Genomic DNA, 15066 nt, shown 5'->3' with positions numbered 1-15066 from the left:
TGAATTAGGAATTTCACATATATTTCGCGCTGGGGCATGAGAGGGGGCAGATGCCGCCTTTGGGAGAGCCGCAGATGACGCAAGGACCACGGATTGACCCGCCCCGCCTGAACGAGCCCTATCTGCTCACACCCGGGCCGCTGACCACCTCCTATGCCACGAAAGAGGCGATGCTGCGCGACTGGGGCAGTTGGGATGGCGATTTCCGGGCGATGACGGCGGAGATGCGCAAGCGGCTCTTGGCGCTGTTGGGGCCGGGGGCGGAAGCGTTCGACTGTGTGCCGATCCAAGGCTCGGGCAGCTATTGCGTCGAGGCGATGCTCGGCTCCTTCGTGCCGCGCGATGGCAAGGTTCTGGTGCTGGCCAACGGGGCCTATGGGCTTCGGGCGGCGAAGACGATGGAATATCTGGGGCGCGATTTTCACCTGCTCGACAAGGGGGATTACCTGCCGCCGCGCGGCGCCGAGGTGAGTGCGATCCTCGAGGCGGACCCGGCGATCACCCATGTGCTCGCCATTCATTGCGAGACAAGTTCCGGCATTCTCAACCCGGTGGAAGAGATTTCGGCCGCGACCTATGCGGCGGGGCGGGAATTGCTCATCGACAGCATGTCGGCCTTTGGGGCGCTGGGGCTGCGGCCCTGGGAGATCCGCTATGAGGCGATGGTCAGCTCGGCCAATAAATGTATCGAAGGCGTGCCGGGGTTCGGCTTTGTCATCGCGCGCAAGGAGGCGTTGCAGCGGGCGGCGGGCAATTCGCATTCGCTCAGCCTCGATGTGGAGGCGCAATGGGCGCATATGGAAAAGACCGGGCAGTGGCGGTTCACGCCGCCGACCCATGTGGTGGCGGCCTTTCTCGAGGCGCTGCGCCAGCATGAGGCGGAGGGCGGTGTCGCCGGGCGCGGCGCGCGCTATGCCCGCAACCGCGATGTGATGGTCGAGGGGATGCGGGAGCTCGGGTTTGAGACGCTTCTGGCCGAGCGCTGGCTCAGCCCGATCATCGTCACGTTTTTCTGTCCGGCGGATGAGAAATTCGTCTTTGACCGGTTTTACGAGCTGATGAAGGCCAAGGGGTTTATCATCTATCCCGGCAAGCTCACCGTGGTGGAGAGCTTTCGCATCGGCTGTATCGGGCAGATGGACGAGCATGTGATGCGGCAGGTGGTGCGTGCCGCGCAAGAGACATTGGCGGAGATGGGCGTGGCGAGCGCTGCCCCGCCTGCCGCCGCGTTGGAAGAACGCGCCAAGCTGGCCGCGTGAGGAAAAGGACAAAGCGATGACCATTCAAACCCCTGTCGAGGCCAATGCCCGCGTCTATGCGACGCCGAAAGTGCCTGCCATTGCCATCTGTCTCGACGGGTGCGAGCCGGAGTATCTGGACCGGGCCATCGAGGACGGGCTGATGCCGACGCTCAAGCGGATGCGCGAGACCGGCACCGATCGGCTGGCGCATTCGGTGATCCCGAGCTTTACCAATCCCAACAATCTCAGCATTGCGACGGGGCAGCCGCCCAAGGTGCATGGGATTTGCGGCAATTACCTCATTGATCCGGAGACCGGCGAAGAGGTGATGATGAATGATGTGCGTTTCCTGCGGGCGCCGACGGTGTTTCAGTCCTTTTACGACGCGGGCGCGCGGGTGGCTGTGGTCACCGCCAAGGACAAGCTGCGGGCGCTGTTGGGCGCGGGGCTGAAATTCGACGAGGGCCGCGCGAAATGTTTCTCGGCCGAGCGGGCCGACAGCACCACCGAGGCCGAGCATGGGCAGGAGACGGCGAGCAGCTGGCTCGGCATGGCGCAGCCCGAGGTCTATTCCGCCGATCTGTCGGAATTCGTCTTTGCCGCGGGCGTCAAGCTTTTGAAAGAGTGGCAGCCGGATGTGATGTATCTCACCACCACCGATTACATTCAGCACAAGTTCGCCCCCGAGCAGCCCGAGGCCAAGGCGTTCTATGAGATGTTCGACCGCTATCTCACCGAGCTCGACGCGCTGGGCGCGGCGATCGTGGTCACGGCGGATCATGGCATGAAGCCCAAGCATCATTCCGATGGCAGCCCCAATGTGATCTATGTGCAGAGCCTTCTCGATGAGTGGCTTGGCGCGGGACAGGCGCGGGTGATCCTGCCGATCACCGACCCTTATGTGGTGCATCACGGGGCGCTGGGGTCTTTTGCCACGGCCTATCTGCCCGAGGGCTGTGACCAGAGCGCGATCATCGAGCGGCTGGCGGCGCGCGACGAGCTGATCCTTGTGGTGGACAAGGCCGAGGCGATGTGGCGGTTTGATCTGCCGGGTGACCGGATCGGCGATATCGTGATGATCTCGGGCGAGAATATCTGCATCGGCACCAGCGAGGAGCGGCATGACCTTGCCGCGCTCAAGGAGCCGCTGCGCAGCCATGGGGGGCTGACCGAACAGGAGGTTCCCTTTATCGTGAACCGGGTGCTGGACCTGCCGGACCAGCCGGAGCAGTTGCGCAATTTCGATGCGTTTTTCTATGCCACCATGGCGGCGGCGCAGTAAGGGGGACCCAAGATGGATGGACAGATGAGCAAGGATGAGCTGCGTCACGAAGGCATGCGGATCGGTGGCGAGGTGGTGTTCACCGACGAGGTGATCGAGGTGCGCTACCCCTATACCAATGAGGTGGTGGGCACGGTGCCTGCGGGGCGGGCCGAACATGCCGCCCGCGCCTTTGAGATCGCGGCGAATTACAAGCCGAGCTTTACCCGCTATGAGCGGCAGCAGATCCTGTTTCGCGCCGCCGAGCTGATCCGCGAGCGGCGCGACTGGCTGGCGAAATGGCTCACGCTGGAGCTGGGCATCTGTCATCAGCATGCGCTCTATGAGACGGGGCGGGCCTATGACGTGTTCACGCTGGCCGGGCAGATGGCCATTCTCGACGATGGCGAGGTGTTTTCCTGTGACCTGACCCCGCAGGGCAAGGACCGCAAGATCTACACCATGCGCGAGCCGGTGCGGGCGATCAGTGCGATCACGCCGTTCAACCATCCGCTCAACATGGTGAGCCACAAGATCGCGCCCGCCATTGCCACCAACAATTGCGTGGTGTGCAAGCCCACCGAGCTGACCCCGCTCACGGCGATTGCGCTGGCGGATATTCTCTATGAGGCGGGGCTTCCGCATGAGATGTTCCAGATCGTCACCGGCTGGCCCAAGGATATTGGCGACGAGATGGTGACCAATGAGAACATCGACATCATCACCTTTACCGGCGGCGTGCCGGTGGGCAAGATGATCGCCGAGAAGGCGGGCTATAAGCGCACGGCGCTCGAGCTTGGCGGCAATGATCCGTTGATCGTCTGCAATGATCTGAGCGATGCCGATCTCGAGAAGGCGGCGACGCTGGCGGTGGCCGGGTCCTGTGGCAATTCGGGGCAGCGCTGCACGGCGGTGAAGCGCATTCTCGTGCAGGAGAGCGTCGCCGACCGCTTCGTGCCGATGGTGGTGGAGAAGGCCAAGGCCATTCGCTTTGGCGATCCGCAGGATCCCGAGACGCAGCTCGGCTGTGTGATCCATGCCGAGGCGGCGGAGCTGTTTGAAAAGCGGGTCTATATGGCCCAAGAGCAGGGCGCCGAGATCCTCTATCATCCGGGGCGCGAGGGCGCGCTCTTGCCGCCGATCGTGGTCGACCGGGTGCCGCATGAGAGCGAATTGGTCATGGAAGAGACCTTTGGCCCGATCGTGCCCATCGTGCGGGTGCCTGATGACGATGTTGAGGTGATGAAGATTTCCAATGGCACGCCCTTTGGGCTCAGCTCTGGCGTCTGCACCAATGATCTCAACCGGGCGATTGCCTATATCAACGGGTTGAACGTGGGCACCTGCAACATCTGGGAGCAGCCGGGCTATCGCATCGAGATGTCACCTTTTGGGGGCATCAAGGACAGCGGCAATGGCGTCAAGGAAGGCGTTCTCGAGGCGATGAAATTCTTCACCAATGTGAAGACCTATTCGCTGCCCTGGCCGCGCTGAGCGAGGTTGGATCAGGGAGACGGGGGCCGGGCGGCCCCCGTGCCTCCGGCGGGGATATTTCGGGCCAGAAGAAGCGCCGATTTCTAGGGGGAGCGCGGGATGCAGCATGTCGAGGGCGAAGACAACCGGTCCGAGGCGCGGGCCGCCTGGGCGCAGGCGCAAGGGGCGGGGCCGGGGGCCGCGCTCATCGCGCGCGATGCCGAGGCGTTCTTGCATCAGAGCCTGTCGAGCCCTTGTGTCAGCACCATTGCGCGGGCCGAGGGGATCTGGATCGAGGATCTCGAGGGGCGGCGCTACATGGATTTCCATGGCAATTCCGTGCACCATCTGGGCTATGGGCATCCCAAGGTCATTGCGGCCATCAAGGATCAGCTCGATACGCTGCCCTTTGCGCCGCGGCGGTTCACCAATGAGCCTGCGGTGGCGCTGGCCGAAAAGCTCGGGGCGGTGGCACCGGGGGATCTCAGCAAGGTGCTTTTCACCACCGGCGGGTCGGACGCCAATGAGGTGGCTCTCAAGATCGCGCGGGCGGCGACGGGGCGGTTCAAGACGCTGAGCTTCTGGGATGCGTTTCATGGCGCGGGGTTTGGCGCGGCCAGTGTTGGCGGCGAGGCGACCTTTCGCAGCCATATCGCCGGGCCGCTTTTGCCCGGGGCCGAGCATGTGGCGCCGTTTCATTGCTATCACTGTGCCTATGGCCATCCGGGGCCGGAGGCCTGTGGCCTCGCCTGTGCCAAGATGGTCGACTATGTGCTCGCGCGCGAGGGCGATGTGGCGGCGGTGATTGCCGAGCCGATGCGGGCGGTGCCGGTGGTGCCGCCGCCGGGCTATTGGCAGGCGGTGCAGGCGGCCTGTCACCGGCATGGGGCGCTGTTGATCATGGATGAGATCCCCACCGGGCTTGGCAAGACGGGGGAGATGTTTGCCTTTGAGCATGACGGGATCACGCCGGATATCGTGACGCTGGGCAAGGCGCTGGGGGGCGGGGTGTTGCCGATCGCGGCGGTGCTGGCGCGGCGGGATCTCGATGTGTGCGGGGAGTTTGCCATCGGGCATTACACCCATGAGAAGAACCCGGTGACGGCGCGGGCGGCGCTGGCGACGTTGGAGGTGATCGAGGAAGAGGATCTCGTGGCGCGGGCGGCGCGGCTTGGGGAGGCGGCGCAGGCGCGGTTGCGCGGGCGGCTCTCGGGGCTGGCGAGTGTCGGTGATATTCGCGGGCGGGGTCTCATGTTCGGGGTGGAGATTGTCCGCGACCGGGAGGGGCGGGTGCCGGCGCCGGGTTTGGCCGAGCAGATCTATTACCGCAGTCTCGCGGCTGGGGTAAGTTTCAAGATCAGCGCGGGCAATGTGCTCACCCTGTCGCCGCCTTTGGTGATCGCCGAAGAGGATCTCTGGACGGCGCTCGATCATGTGGCGGCGGCGGTGGAGGCGGTGACGGAGGCGGCGGGGCTTTGCTGAGCCGCGGGGCGCAGCGGAACCGGGGCGCGGAGGCGCGCGTTTTCCTGTCATAGCAGACAGGAGATTTTTATGGCCCAGCAGGAGCGCGGCGGCACCGAGCGCGAGAGTGCCGCGCAGATCATCGAGAGCGTCAGAGACCGGGTGCGCGCGCGGCGCGAGCCTGAGGTGGGCGATGTGATCACGGTGCTGGGGCGCAAGAGCTATGCGCCGCTCTTGATGGTGCCGGGGCTGGCGCTGGTGTCGCCGCTGAGCGGCATTCCGGGGTTTTCGTCGATCTGCGGGATCACCATTGCCCTCGTGTCGTTGCAGATGATGGCGCATCGCCGGGTGCTCTGGCTGCCCAAATGGCTGCGGCACCGGCATCTCGACAAGGAGCGGGGACCGAAGGTGATCGGCTGGTTCCGGCGGCCGGCGCGCTGGCTCGACCGGGTGTCGCGCAACCGGATGGCGCTCTTGACGCGGCGGCCCTTGGTGGTGCTGCCGCTGAGCTTTTGCCTCTTGGCGGGGCTGATCATTCCGTTTCTGGAAATGCTGCCCTTTACCTCGTCGATCCTTGGCGGGGTGGTGGCGATCATCGGGGCGGGGCTCTTTGCGCGCGATGGGCTGATCACGCTCTTGGGCATGGGACTGGTGATCGCGGCGGTGAGCGCGGCGATCTATGCCATCTGACCGGGCGGGACGGGGGGACGGCCCTAGAGGCCGGCCCCGGTGTTTTCACGGCTGAAATAGACATCTTCGTCGAAGCGCGATTTTTCCTCGGCATCAACCTCCATCGGGGTGAAGGTGACATGCAGTTCGAACCGGTCGGCGCGCTGTTCGACCTCGAGCGTGCCGCCGAGCTGCGAGGCGAAGGATTCGATCAGTTTCGAGCCGAGCCCGGTGCTGTCGTAATCCGCATCGCTGGGCGGGATCGGCTTGCCCTCGGCGTCGAGCGCCAGCGAGTTCACCACGCTGAGCGTGATTTCGGTCTCGCCGGTGCGTTTCAGCGCCACGTCGATCCAGGTGCGCCCGTCCTCGTCGGGACCGCAGTATTTGACCGCGTTCATTGCCGCCTCGGTCGCCAGAAGGGTCAGCGGCACCGATTGTTCGGGGTCGATGGTGATGCGGTCGAAGGCGGTGGCAAATTCGATCCGTTCCTTGCCGTCCTTGCCGGGGCCGACGACGATCATCTGGCGGATGATGTCTTCGAGCAGGCTGTCGGCCTCGATCTGGGCGAGCTTGCGCGACATGTAGAGATGTCGGTGGATGGAGGCGAGGGCCATGACCCGGTCCTGCACCCGGCGCAGCACGCGCTTGGTCTCGTTGCCGCTGGCATTGCGGATCTGCATGTTCATCATGCTCGAGATCAGTTGCAGGTTGTTTTTCACCCGGTGGTGGACCTCGCGGAAGAGGGTCGAGATCTGATCCACATCCTCGCGGCGGCGGTCCTCGTGCCGGGCGATGCGGTGGGTCATCGAGAGAAAGGCCTGGGCCACCACCTCGATTTCCGGCGGGGCGTTGTCGAGCCGCGCGTTGTTGAGCCCGCCATGGCCTGCGGAATAGAGATACATCCAGTGGCGCAGCCGCCGCACATGGCGGATCACCAGACGGTGGATGCCGATATAGGCCACCAGGAGCGCCACGATCCACATCACCACCGGGAAGAAAATGGCGATGGTTTCCTCGGCGCCCATGAAGAGGCCGGAATTGGCCTGGGGTTTCCAGCTGCCCAGCGCGAAAACGCGGCCCTGAACAATCGGGACCACGGCGTAATCGCGGGGTTGGTCGCTGCGGTTGGTGCCTGGAAAGCTTTGCCTGCCGCCTCTGGCGAGATCGGCGAGGCTCAGATCGCGGGGCAGGAGATTGCGCCGGTCATCGCCGAAATGTTCGGTGGCCAGGACTTCGCCGCCGGAATCGAAAAGCGCCAGTTCGACCTGACCGATGCCGGTTTTGAGCGCGGCATTGGCGATGTCGACCGGGATGGCGATCCAGATCTTGCCGAGATATTCGCCCTCGGAAATCACCGGGGTGGTGATCGACAGGGTGGCGGAATTGCCAAAGAAGCTCTGCGGCAGGACCGAGAGTTCCGGCGAGGGGCTTTCAAATTCGGTGGAAAGCCCGCCGATGTCGCTCAGATCGCGGTGGTCGCCATTCGAGGCGCAGATCACCTCGCGGCCGGAATTGACGAAACCGGCAAAGACGAAATCGGGCGTGCGGCGCACGGTCTCGGTAAAGACCGTGTCGCAGGTGGCCACATCTTCATCGAGGACAATGGCCGCCGAGGCGAGGGCTTCGGCGGCGCTGATGGCGGAGCGCACGAGTTCCTGAGCGCGGGCGCTGGCGAGCTGGGTCTGTTCCAGCAGCGCGGCCTCGGACACGGCGCGACGCTCGGCAATCACCGAGGACGTCTGATAGAGCGAAATCAAGCCCAATGGCAGGATCGCCACCGTCAGGACCAGCGCCAGTTTCGGGGCAAGACCTAGACGGGGGATGCGGGCAGCAGGCGTCTTATCCCCCTTCATGCCGCCGAAAACTGGGAAATTACAGCAAGGGTTGCAGGGTCGGTCATTTCCAGCTCGTCGTCATCGTCCAGTTGCATCAATTCGGCCAGCCGTTTGCGGGCGCGGTTGGTCCGGCTCTTGATCGTGCCGACCGCACAGCCGCACATTTCGGCGGCATCTTCATAGGAAAAGCCTTCGGCGCCGACAAGGATGAGCACTTCGCGCTGTTCATCCGAGAGCTCGACAAAGGCGCGGCGAAACTCCGACATGGCGAGGCGTCCGTCGTGGGCGGGTTTCTCCGACAGGGCGCCGGCCATCACGCCATCGGGATCTTCGACCTCGCGGCGGCGTTTGCGGTATTGGGAATAATAGGTGTTGCGCAGAATGGTGAACAACCAGGCCCGCATATTGGTGCCGGCCTCGAATTTTTCGATATTGCCCCAGGCCTTGACCACGGTGTCTTGCACCAGGTCGTCGGCGGCGGCCGTATTGCGGGCGAGGCTCATGGCGAAGGCGCGCATGGCTTGCAGGTGCTCGACCAGCTCTTCTTTGGGATCGGTTTTGGGGGGTGTCACTTTGTGTCCTCGGATGACTCGGAGCTGGTGGACTGCTCCTGTTCCTTGTCCCGCAATTGGCGCAACAGGTCGGTGAACCTATCCGGCACCGGTTCGTCCGCCATTTCCGAGTACACACGGCGGATGTTTTCATCTATTTGTTTGTTCAACACGGTCTGCCTGCGCTTTTGCATCATGAGTATTTTTCGTCCACGCCGAATTTAGCTGTTATTTTCGCATCCGGCGGGAACTTAACACGAGTATCAGCGTTTGGTTCCATGAAACTGGAAAAAAATTGAGGGCACCTAAAACATGGAAGCTTCCGTACACAGCGATATCACCGCGTCCGTCGCGCAGGAATTGCCGTTTCTGCGCCGATATGCGCGGGCCCTGACCGGCAATCAGCAAAGCGGCGACCATTATGCCGCGGCCACATTGGAAGCGATCCTCGAAGATCTCGACTCGTTGCGCCGCGCCAGTTCGGTTCGGGCGGGCCTGTTTGGCGCGTTCCACCAGATCTGGGTGACCTCGGGCACGCCGGTGGAAGAGCTCGATGCCGACAACACGCCGGAAGCCACCGCGCAGCGCCGTCTCTCGGCTCTGACCCCCAACACGCGAGAGGCGCTTTTGTTGCATAGCATCGAAGGTTTTTCGGGGCAGGAAGTGGCGGAGATCGTCAATGTCGGCAAGGACGAGGCCAATGAGCTCATCTCCATCGCGCGCGGCGAGATGATCAATGCCATGAAGGGCCGGATCATGGTCATCGAGGATGAGGCGATCATCGCCATGGATATTTCCGCCATCGTCGAAGAGATGGGCCATGATGTCACCGGCATCGCGCGCACCCGCGATCAGGCGGTGGAACTGGCGCGCAAGGATATGCCGGATATGATCCTCGCCGATATTCAGCTGGCGGATAAATCCTCGGGCATCGATGCGGTGTCGCATATCCTCAGCGAAATGGGCGAGATCCCGGTGGTGTTCATCACCGCCTTCCCCGAGCGTCTGCTGACCGGGGAGCGGCCGGAGCCTGCGTTCCTGATCACCAAGCCCTATACGGAAGAGCAGGTGCAATCGGCGGTGAGCCAGGCGATGTTCTTTGCCAGCACCGAGACGCTCAAGGCCTGATCGGCCAAAGGTTACAGTCGGACCAAAAGAAAGCCCGGTTGCGATGCAACCGGGCTTTTGCGTGGCCTCCTCGGCCGTGGTCTGATGTCCCTGACTTAGGGCGCGCGGCCTTTGAAGGCGCGCGACACGAGCGCCACGATGAAGAGCACAAGGAACACGAAGAAGAGGATCTGCGCGATCCCGGCAGAGGCCGATGCGACTCCGCCAAAGCCAAAGATCCCGGCCACGATGGCGACGATGAAGAAGAGAATTGCCCAATACAGCATAATGAACTCCTATGGTTGCGGTGTCGGTTTTAGGTTGCGACTGAGGGGGTAACGCCGGGCTTGGCACGCGGGTTCCCTCAAACCCGGACGATTGCGGGGGCGCCGCATCTCTTTTCATGTTCAGGGGTCTGGCGGGGAACTTTGCAGCAGCGGCGCGCGTTGAGCGGTGAACCGGAGTTACAAAAGGGATGAGTATCATGGCTCAAGGTAAAGCTGCATCGACGCAACAGGATGTTGAGGAATTGTCGGCCCAGATTGCGGCGCTCAAGACCGATCTGGGGGCGATTACCGAGACCCTCAAATCGCTGGGCGTGCACAGTGGCGAAGAGGCGGCGGCGCGCGCGCGCGAGCTGGCCGCGCAGGTGCAGAAAACGGGCCGCGAGGGGCTCAGCTATGCTCAGAATTCGGCGGAAGAGATGGGCGCACAGGCCGCGCAGGCGGTGCGCAACCAGCCCGCCACCGCGATGGGGCTGGCCGTTGGGGTCGGGTTTCTGCTCGGTTTCATTTCCGGACGCAAATGATGCTGCAGGCGGTGATGTCCGCAACCAAGGAGCAGGCGCGCCAGACGGCGCGCTCTGCTGCGTTGACGGTGGCCGGTGGGGTTTTGTGCCTCGTGGGGCTGGGGTTTTTGACCGCAGCCCTTTGGATCGTTCTGGCGACGGAATATGGCGCGCTCATCGCGGCGCTGCTGCTTGGGGGGCTCTATCTGATCCTCGGCGGTGCGGTGCTGGCGTTTGGGCGCGAGCCGCAATCGCGGGTCAGACCCGAGGCGCGGCCGGTGATGCCACAAGAGCCGCCCGCCGCGCCGCCGCGACCCTCGGACCCCTGGCTCGATCTGGCCGAGGGGTTTGCGCGGGGGCTGCAGGCCGGGCGCGAGATCCGCAGAGATAGACGGTGAGACCGGCGCCAGCCAAGGGCGCGAGCCAAGGACGTGCGTGAGAGTGTGACGAGTATCCCCGCGGTGTGATCCGCGCGGCCCGTGAGATGTGGCCCAATCATAAGGACAGACAGATGCGCCGCTATATGATGGCTGACCCGGTTGTGCGGGTGTCGCTGGTGTTGATTGCCACGACGCTGGGCTTTGGGGCGCTCAAGCTCGGGGCGGATGTGTTCGCGCCCTTGGTCTTTGCGCTGGTCACCGGGGTGATCCTAGCGCCGCTGACCGAATACCTCGACCGGCACAATGTGCCGAGCCGGATCTCGGCCTTTCTCATCTTGTTTCTGGGCTGTGCCTTTGTCGTGGTGCTGGCGGTGCTGATCGAGCCGATGATCTGGCAGGTGGCCGATCAATTGCCGCGCATCCGGCAGGAAATCCGGAGCTGGATCGCCGAGCTGCGCAATCTGCTCAGCGGGTTGGAGGATATGAACAAGGAGGTCGAGCAGGCGCTCGGCGGCGATGGCCAGAGCAAGGAAAAAGAGGGGGTGGATGCGGTACCCGATCTCACCGCCGCGCTGTTTCTGGCGCCGCAGATCATCGCGCAGGCCTTGATCTTCATCGGCACGCTGTTGTTTTTCCTGATGACCCGCAAGGGCATCTACAGCTGGCTCTCTCGTCATATTGGCGATGATGAGGATACCGAAGTGATCCAGGAGCGGTTCACCACGGTAGAGCGGCTGGTGTCGCAGTATTTCATTACGATTTCGGCGATCAACGCGGGGCTTGGCCTGGCCGTGGGCACGGTGATGACGCTGCTCGGGCTGCCCGGCGGCTGGCTCTGGGGGCTTGTCGCCTTCATGGTCAATTTCGTGCTCTATGTCGGGCCGATCACCTTTTTGCTGGCGCTTCTGGTCACCGGAGTGGTGGTCTTTGACGGGGTGATGAGCCTTGCGCCGGCGGCGGCCTATCTGATGATCAACATGATCGAGGCGCAGTTCGTGACGCCCGCGCTGCTTGGCCGCTATATGTCGGTGAACCCGCTGTTGATCTTTGTGTCACTGGTGTTCTGGCTTTGGCTCTGGGGGCCGATTGGCGCGATCATCGCCATTCCGGTCACGGTGTTCGTGCTGGTGATGCTGGATATTTTCCACCCCGCCGAAGAGGCGGAAGGGTTTGGCGACGAGGCCTGAGGCGCAGGCCTCGTGCGTCAGACGATTTCTTCTGAAAACCCGGGCAAGGGCTGGGCCGCCTCGCGGGCGGCATCGGAATCGTAGCGCACCAGAAAGCCGCTGCGCGCATGGGGCGGCAGGGTCGAATTGTCGTTGATGAGCCGTTGCCAGAGATCAAAGGCGGTGTCGGGGGCGAGGTAGGATTTGCGCCCCTCGAGCGCGTCGGGAAGCCAATGGCCCATGCAGCGGCGGCGCAGCTGGTCGATCTGCTCGGGGCGGGTGATATGGACGCCCGCCTCGGTGTCCCAGCACAGGCTGCGCCCGTTGAGATTGGCCGAGGACAGGACCGCGGCGCGATCATCAAAGATCGAGACCTTGGAATGGACATAGATCAGCGGCGCGTCATGCAGCGTGTCGCGCCCGTCGCTTTCGCGGCGGCGCGGTTGCACGGGCGAGGACACGATGAGCCGATCCGGCCCAAAGGCGCGGGTGATCATCGTCAGGCAGCGCAGTTGCAGATGTTCGCCATAGCGCGCGTCGAGCCCGTAATGCGGGTCAAAGGCCACGTCTTCGGGGGCGGCGGGCAGGATCAGGATGAGTTTCAGCCCCGGGCAGTCGCGGGCGCGGCGGGCGAGGGCCCGGGCCAGCGGCACATGGCGCAGGAATTGCGTCTCGAGATAGATCAGCCGCTCAGAGCGGTCGATTTCGCTCAGGTGGGTCTGACGCAGCTCGTCGCAGACGTTCATCGGCGAGACCCGCGCGAAGTTGCGGCTGCGCGGGCGCGACAGGGTGCGCAGGAAGGCGGGGTTGATCTCGGGCGGGGCGGCGCGGCCTGCGGTCACGTCGAGAAAGCTGTCGAGATGGGCGCGGGCGGCGGCGACCACCGGGCCGGTGCAAAACACCTGCACATCATGCCAGGTGCGCGCGGCGGGGCGGTCGTGGCGTTTCGTGTCATAGCGCCGGTCGTTCACATCGAGCCCGCCCACCGACAGGAGGCGATCGTCAAAGACCGCCATCTTCTGATGGTGAGTGGCTGGAAAGAGCGTGACGCGCGACGGGTAGGTCTTGAGCGTGTCGGTCTCGGCGCAGGGTTCGGCGATGCCGACAAGGCGCGGCATTTCGGCGAGGAAGGGCGCGCGGCTGTCGCTCGGCAGCTTGGCCCAGCTGTCGCGGATCTCGCGCAGTTTGCGGTTGATCAGCGGGCGAAAGAAGAGGCAGGGCAGCGGTCCGACCTTGGCGTCATGTAGTGAGGCGGTGAAGGTCAGATCGCAGCCGGGCTGGGCCAGTTCGCGCACGGCGCAGACCTGACGCCGGGTGCGGCAGGTCTTGCGGTGCAGGTCGGGGGCGGCGACGGGATCGAAATCGGTGATGATCAGCCGGATCCTCACGCCCCGGTCGAGGCAATGGACAAAGAGATCGAACCAGCTCTCGCCGATCTTACGGGCCTCGGGGGAGTGCAGCTTGGTGCGCAGGTCAAAGATGCGGAAGCTGCAGGTGACGGTGTCGCTGGCGTCGAGGAAGGCGCGTTCGAGCGCCGGGTAGGCCTCTTCGGCGGTGATGCAGACCTTGAGCGTGTCGATGGCGTGGCCGGTCCCCGCGTGACCCTCTTCGGCCCGTGGGGCGTCGTCGTGCCGCGAGATGTCTGCCTGTGCCACGCGCGTAACCTTTCACTGCGGTTGAGTGTCTGCATCGGCGGATATTTATCAAGCCCTTCCGTGCGGGCTATCGAAAACTCAGCCCCCGCCAGCGAGGTGACGGGGGCTGACATCCGAGGGACAATCGGATGGTTTGGCACATGCAGGGTAAGGGACAGGACGTTGCATGTGCCTGGGACGAGGGAGGTTTCTCTCGGTCTTGTTGGGATAACCCGGCGGCGGCGGTCGGGTTCCGCGTGGTGGTGAATTTTTTTCGCGGAGACTGCGGCGCGGCAGGATCAGGCTTTGGCGGCCGGGTCTGGCGCGCTTTCAGCCTCGGCACCCTCGTCCGGGGCGCGGCGCAGATGGCCGTCTTCGCTCACCTGATGGTCCGAGACATAGGCGTCGCGATCGCCCGGCGGGCGGGGCGGGCCGACAGTGGTGTCGGCGGCGGTTTCAAGCTCGAGCTCGGCGTTGATCAGCGCGCCGATGAGCACGACATAGGCGCTGATGTAGAACCAGAAGAGAAGCGCCACCAGCGCCCCGAGCGAGCCGTAGACCTCGTTGAACGAGCCGAAATTGCGCAGGTAGGTGGAAAAGGCGATAGAGCCCGCGGCCCAGGTCGCCAGCGCAAAGAGTGCGCCCGGTGAGAGCCATGACACCGTCGCGCCGCGCCGGTTCGGGCCATAGCGGTAGAGCAGCCCGAAACACAAGAGCACCACCCCCATCAGGATCGCCCATTTCGCGGCGGAGACGAACATCTCGACCTTGATCCCGAGGTTGAGGAAGGCCAGCGCCACGGGCAGGGCGATGACCAGCGCAAAGGCCACCAGCGCGGCGGCGATCATCACGATGGTGAGGGCCACGGCCACGCCATAACGTTTCAACGGGTTCTTGCGGTGGTCTTCGCGGTAGATCGAGTTCAGCCCGCGAATGAGCGCCGCCGTGGCGTTCTTGGCCGACCAGATCGACAGGGTGAGCGAGATCACCGTGGTCCATTGCAGCGTCGTGTTGTCGGCCACGATGAGCGCGGTGATCTGTTCCTGCACCAAGAGATAGGCTTCTTCGGGCATGAACTGCCGGGCCACGTCAAACTGCGACAAGAGCTTGCTCGGGTCACCGGCAAAGCCCCAGATCGCCACCATGGCGGTGACCGCCGGGAAGAGCGACAGCAGCGCATAGAAGGCGACCCCGGCGGAGATCAGCCCGATGTTGAGCCGATCGATGCCGCCAAATACCCGCCCCATGCTGCGCCCCCAGGCGCGCAGTGGGAAACCGGTGGGGGTACGGGGTCGCAGTATCGCCATGTCAGGCGGCGGCTGCGGATTTCGGGCCGGCGAGCAGCCAGATCAGGAAGCCCAGCAGCGGCAGCAGGACCACGAGAACCACCCAGAGCACTTTCTTGCCGGTGGACGCGCCAGAGCCGATGATCGACACAATGGCCCAGATGTCGAGCACCAGAAGAATAAAGCCGCCAATTCCGCTGAGTTCCGTCATGATC

16 protein-coding genes are annotated in these 15066 nt (G+C 63.9%); 9 read left to right on the top strand and 7 right to left on the bottom strand.

The genetic code is table 11. The features are described 5' to 3' along the window. The first annotated feature begins 74 nt into the window (after window positions 1-74). The 5 genes from WA237_RS15720 (at window position 75) to WA237_RS15700 (ending at window position 6126) form a co-directional block, all read left to right on the top strand. Window positions 75-1259, top strand: a complete 1185-nt coding sequence (locus tag WA237_RS15720; RefSeq protein ID WP_336098780.1) for a 2-aminoethylphosphonate--pyruvate transaminase — start codon at window positions 75-77, stop codon at window positions 1257-1259. A 16-nt stretch (window positions 1260-1275) separates the two neighbouring features. Next, on the top strand, window positions 1276-2523 hold the full coding sequence (gene phnA / locus WA237_RS15715; RefSeq protein ID WP_336098779.1) for a phosphonoacetate hydrolase: 1248 nt from the start codon (window positions 1276-1278) through the stop codon (window positions 2521-2523). 24 nt (window positions 2524-2547) lie between these two features. Continuing rightward, entirely contained in the window at window positions 2548-3996 is a 1449-nt protein-coding gene (phnY, locus tag WA237_RS15710) for a phosphonoacetaldehyde dehydrogenase (RefSeq protein ID WP_336098778.1), read from the top strand. Between the two features lie 99 nt (window positions 3997-4095). Then, window positions 4096-5457 carry a (R)-1-hydroxy-2-aminoethylphosphonate ammonia-lyase gene (gene pbfA / locus WA237_RS15705; RefSeq protein WP_336098776.1) on the top strand — a complete coding sequence of 454 codons (1362 nt, stop codon included), beginning with the start codon at window positions 4096-4098 and terminating at the stop codon, window positions 5455-5457. A gap of 69 nt (window positions 5458-5526) precedes the next feature. Next, a complete protein-coding gene (locus WA237_RS15700) occupies window positions 5527-6126 on the top strand; it encodes an exopolysaccharide biosynthesis protein (protein WP_336098775.1) in 600 nt (199 codons plus the stop codon). Window positions 6127-6149: 23 nt separating this feature from the next. Here the strand turns inward: WA237_RS15700 and WA237_RS15695 are convergent, their stop codons facing one another. The 3 genes from WA237_RS15695 to WA237_RS18675 are packed head-to-tail and all read right to left on the bottom strand — an operon-like array spanning window position 6150 to window position 8685. Next, window positions 6150-7958: a sensor histidine kinase gene (locus WA237_RS15695; RefSeq protein ID WP_336098773.1), complete on the bottom strand. Its 1809-nt coding sequence runs from the start codon at window positions 7956-7958 to the stop codon at window positions 6150-6152. Beyond that, window positions 7955-8512 carry an RNA polymerase sigma factor gene (locus WA237_RS15690; protein WP_009812343.1) on the bottom strand — a complete coding sequence of 186 codons (558 nt, stop codon included), beginning with the start codon at window positions 8510-8512 and terminating at the stop codon, window positions 7955-7957. The genes WA237_RS15695 and WA237_RS15690 overlap by 4 nt, the downstream gene beginning before the upstream one ends. Then, entirely contained in the window at window positions 8509-8685 is a 177-nt protein-coding gene (locus tag WA237_RS18675) for a NepR family anti-sigma factor (protein ID WP_442970274.1), read from the bottom strand. Before WA237_RS18675 ends, WA237_RS15690 begins: the two co-directional genes overlap by 4 nt. A gap of 118 nt (window positions 8686-8803) precedes the next feature. Between WA237_RS18675 and WA237_RS15680 the strand changes: the two genes are divergently transcribed. Next, window positions 8804-9619, top strand: a complete 816-nt coding sequence (locus tag WA237_RS15680; RefSeq protein WP_009812341.1) for a response regulator — start codon at window positions 8804-8806, stop codon at window positions 9617-9619. Window positions 9620-9714: 95 nt separating this feature from the next. Here the strand turns inward: WA237_RS15680 and WA237_RS15675 are convergent, their stop codons facing one another. Continuing rightward, a complete protein-coding gene (locus tag WA237_RS15675) occupies window positions 9715-9885 on the bottom strand; it encodes a DUF1328 domain-containing protein (RefSeq protein ID WP_009812340.1) in 171 nt (56 codons plus the stop codon). Between the two features lie 197 nt (window positions 9886-10082). Between WA237_RS15675 and WA237_RS15670 the strand changes: the two genes are divergently transcribed. From WA237_RS15670 to WA237_RS15660, 3 genes are all read left to right on the top strand, one after another. Continuing rightward, the gene (locus tag WA237_RS15670; RefSeq protein ID WP_156783286.1) at window positions 10083-10406 is read left to right on the top strand and encodes a DUF883 family protein; all 324 of its coding nucleotides are present in this window, start codon (window positions 10083-10085) and stop codon (window positions 10404-10406) included. 14 nt (window positions 10407-10420) lie between these two features. Then, window positions 10421-10783, top strand: coding sequence for a phage holin family protein (locus tag WA237_RS15665; RefSeq protein WP_336098769.1), 363 nt, complete (start codon window positions 10421-10423; stop codon window positions 10781-10783). Window positions 10784-10896: 113 nt separating this feature from the next. After that, window positions 10897-11952, top strand: a complete 1056-nt coding sequence (locus tag WA237_RS15660; RefSeq protein ID WP_336098768.1) for an AI-2E family transporter — start codon at window positions 10897-10899, stop codon at window positions 11950-11952. A gap of 17 nt (window positions 11953-11969) precedes the next feature. On the opposite strand, the gene WA237_RS15655 is transcribed toward WA237_RS15660, so the two are convergent. The 3 genes from WA237_RS15655 to WA237_RS15645 form a co-directional block, all read right to left on the bottom strand. Then, complete coding sequence (locus WA237_RS15655; RefSeq protein ID WP_336098767.1) at window positions 11970-13586, bottom strand: phospholipase D family protein; 1617 nt, start codon at window positions 13584-13586, stop codon at window positions 11970-11972. A gap of 278 nt (window positions 13587-13864) precedes the next feature. Beyond that, on the bottom strand, window positions 13865-14812 hold the full coding sequence (locus WA237_RS15650; protein WP_336098766.1) for a YihY/virulence factor BrkB family protein: 948 nt from the start codon (window positions 14810-14812) through the stop codon (window positions 13865-13867). A 61-nt stretch (window positions 14813-14873) separates the two neighbouring features. Beyond that, the gene (locus WA237_RS15645; protein ID WP_009812334.1) at window positions 14874-15062 is read right to left on the bottom strand and encodes a PLDc N-terminal domain-containing protein; all 189 of its coding nucleotides are present in this window, start codon (window positions 15060-15062) and stop codon (window positions 14874-14876) included. Between the last annotated feature and the right edge of the window lie 4 nt (window positions 15063-15066).

The sequence above is a fragment of the Roseovarius sp. CH_XMU1461 genome (assembly GCF_037027165.1).
GTDB lineage: Bacteria > Pseudomonadota > Alphaproteobacteria > Rhodobacterales > Rhodobacteraceae > Roseovarius > Roseovarius nubinhibens.
This window is presented reverse-complemented; position numbering and strand designations above follow the sequence as displayed.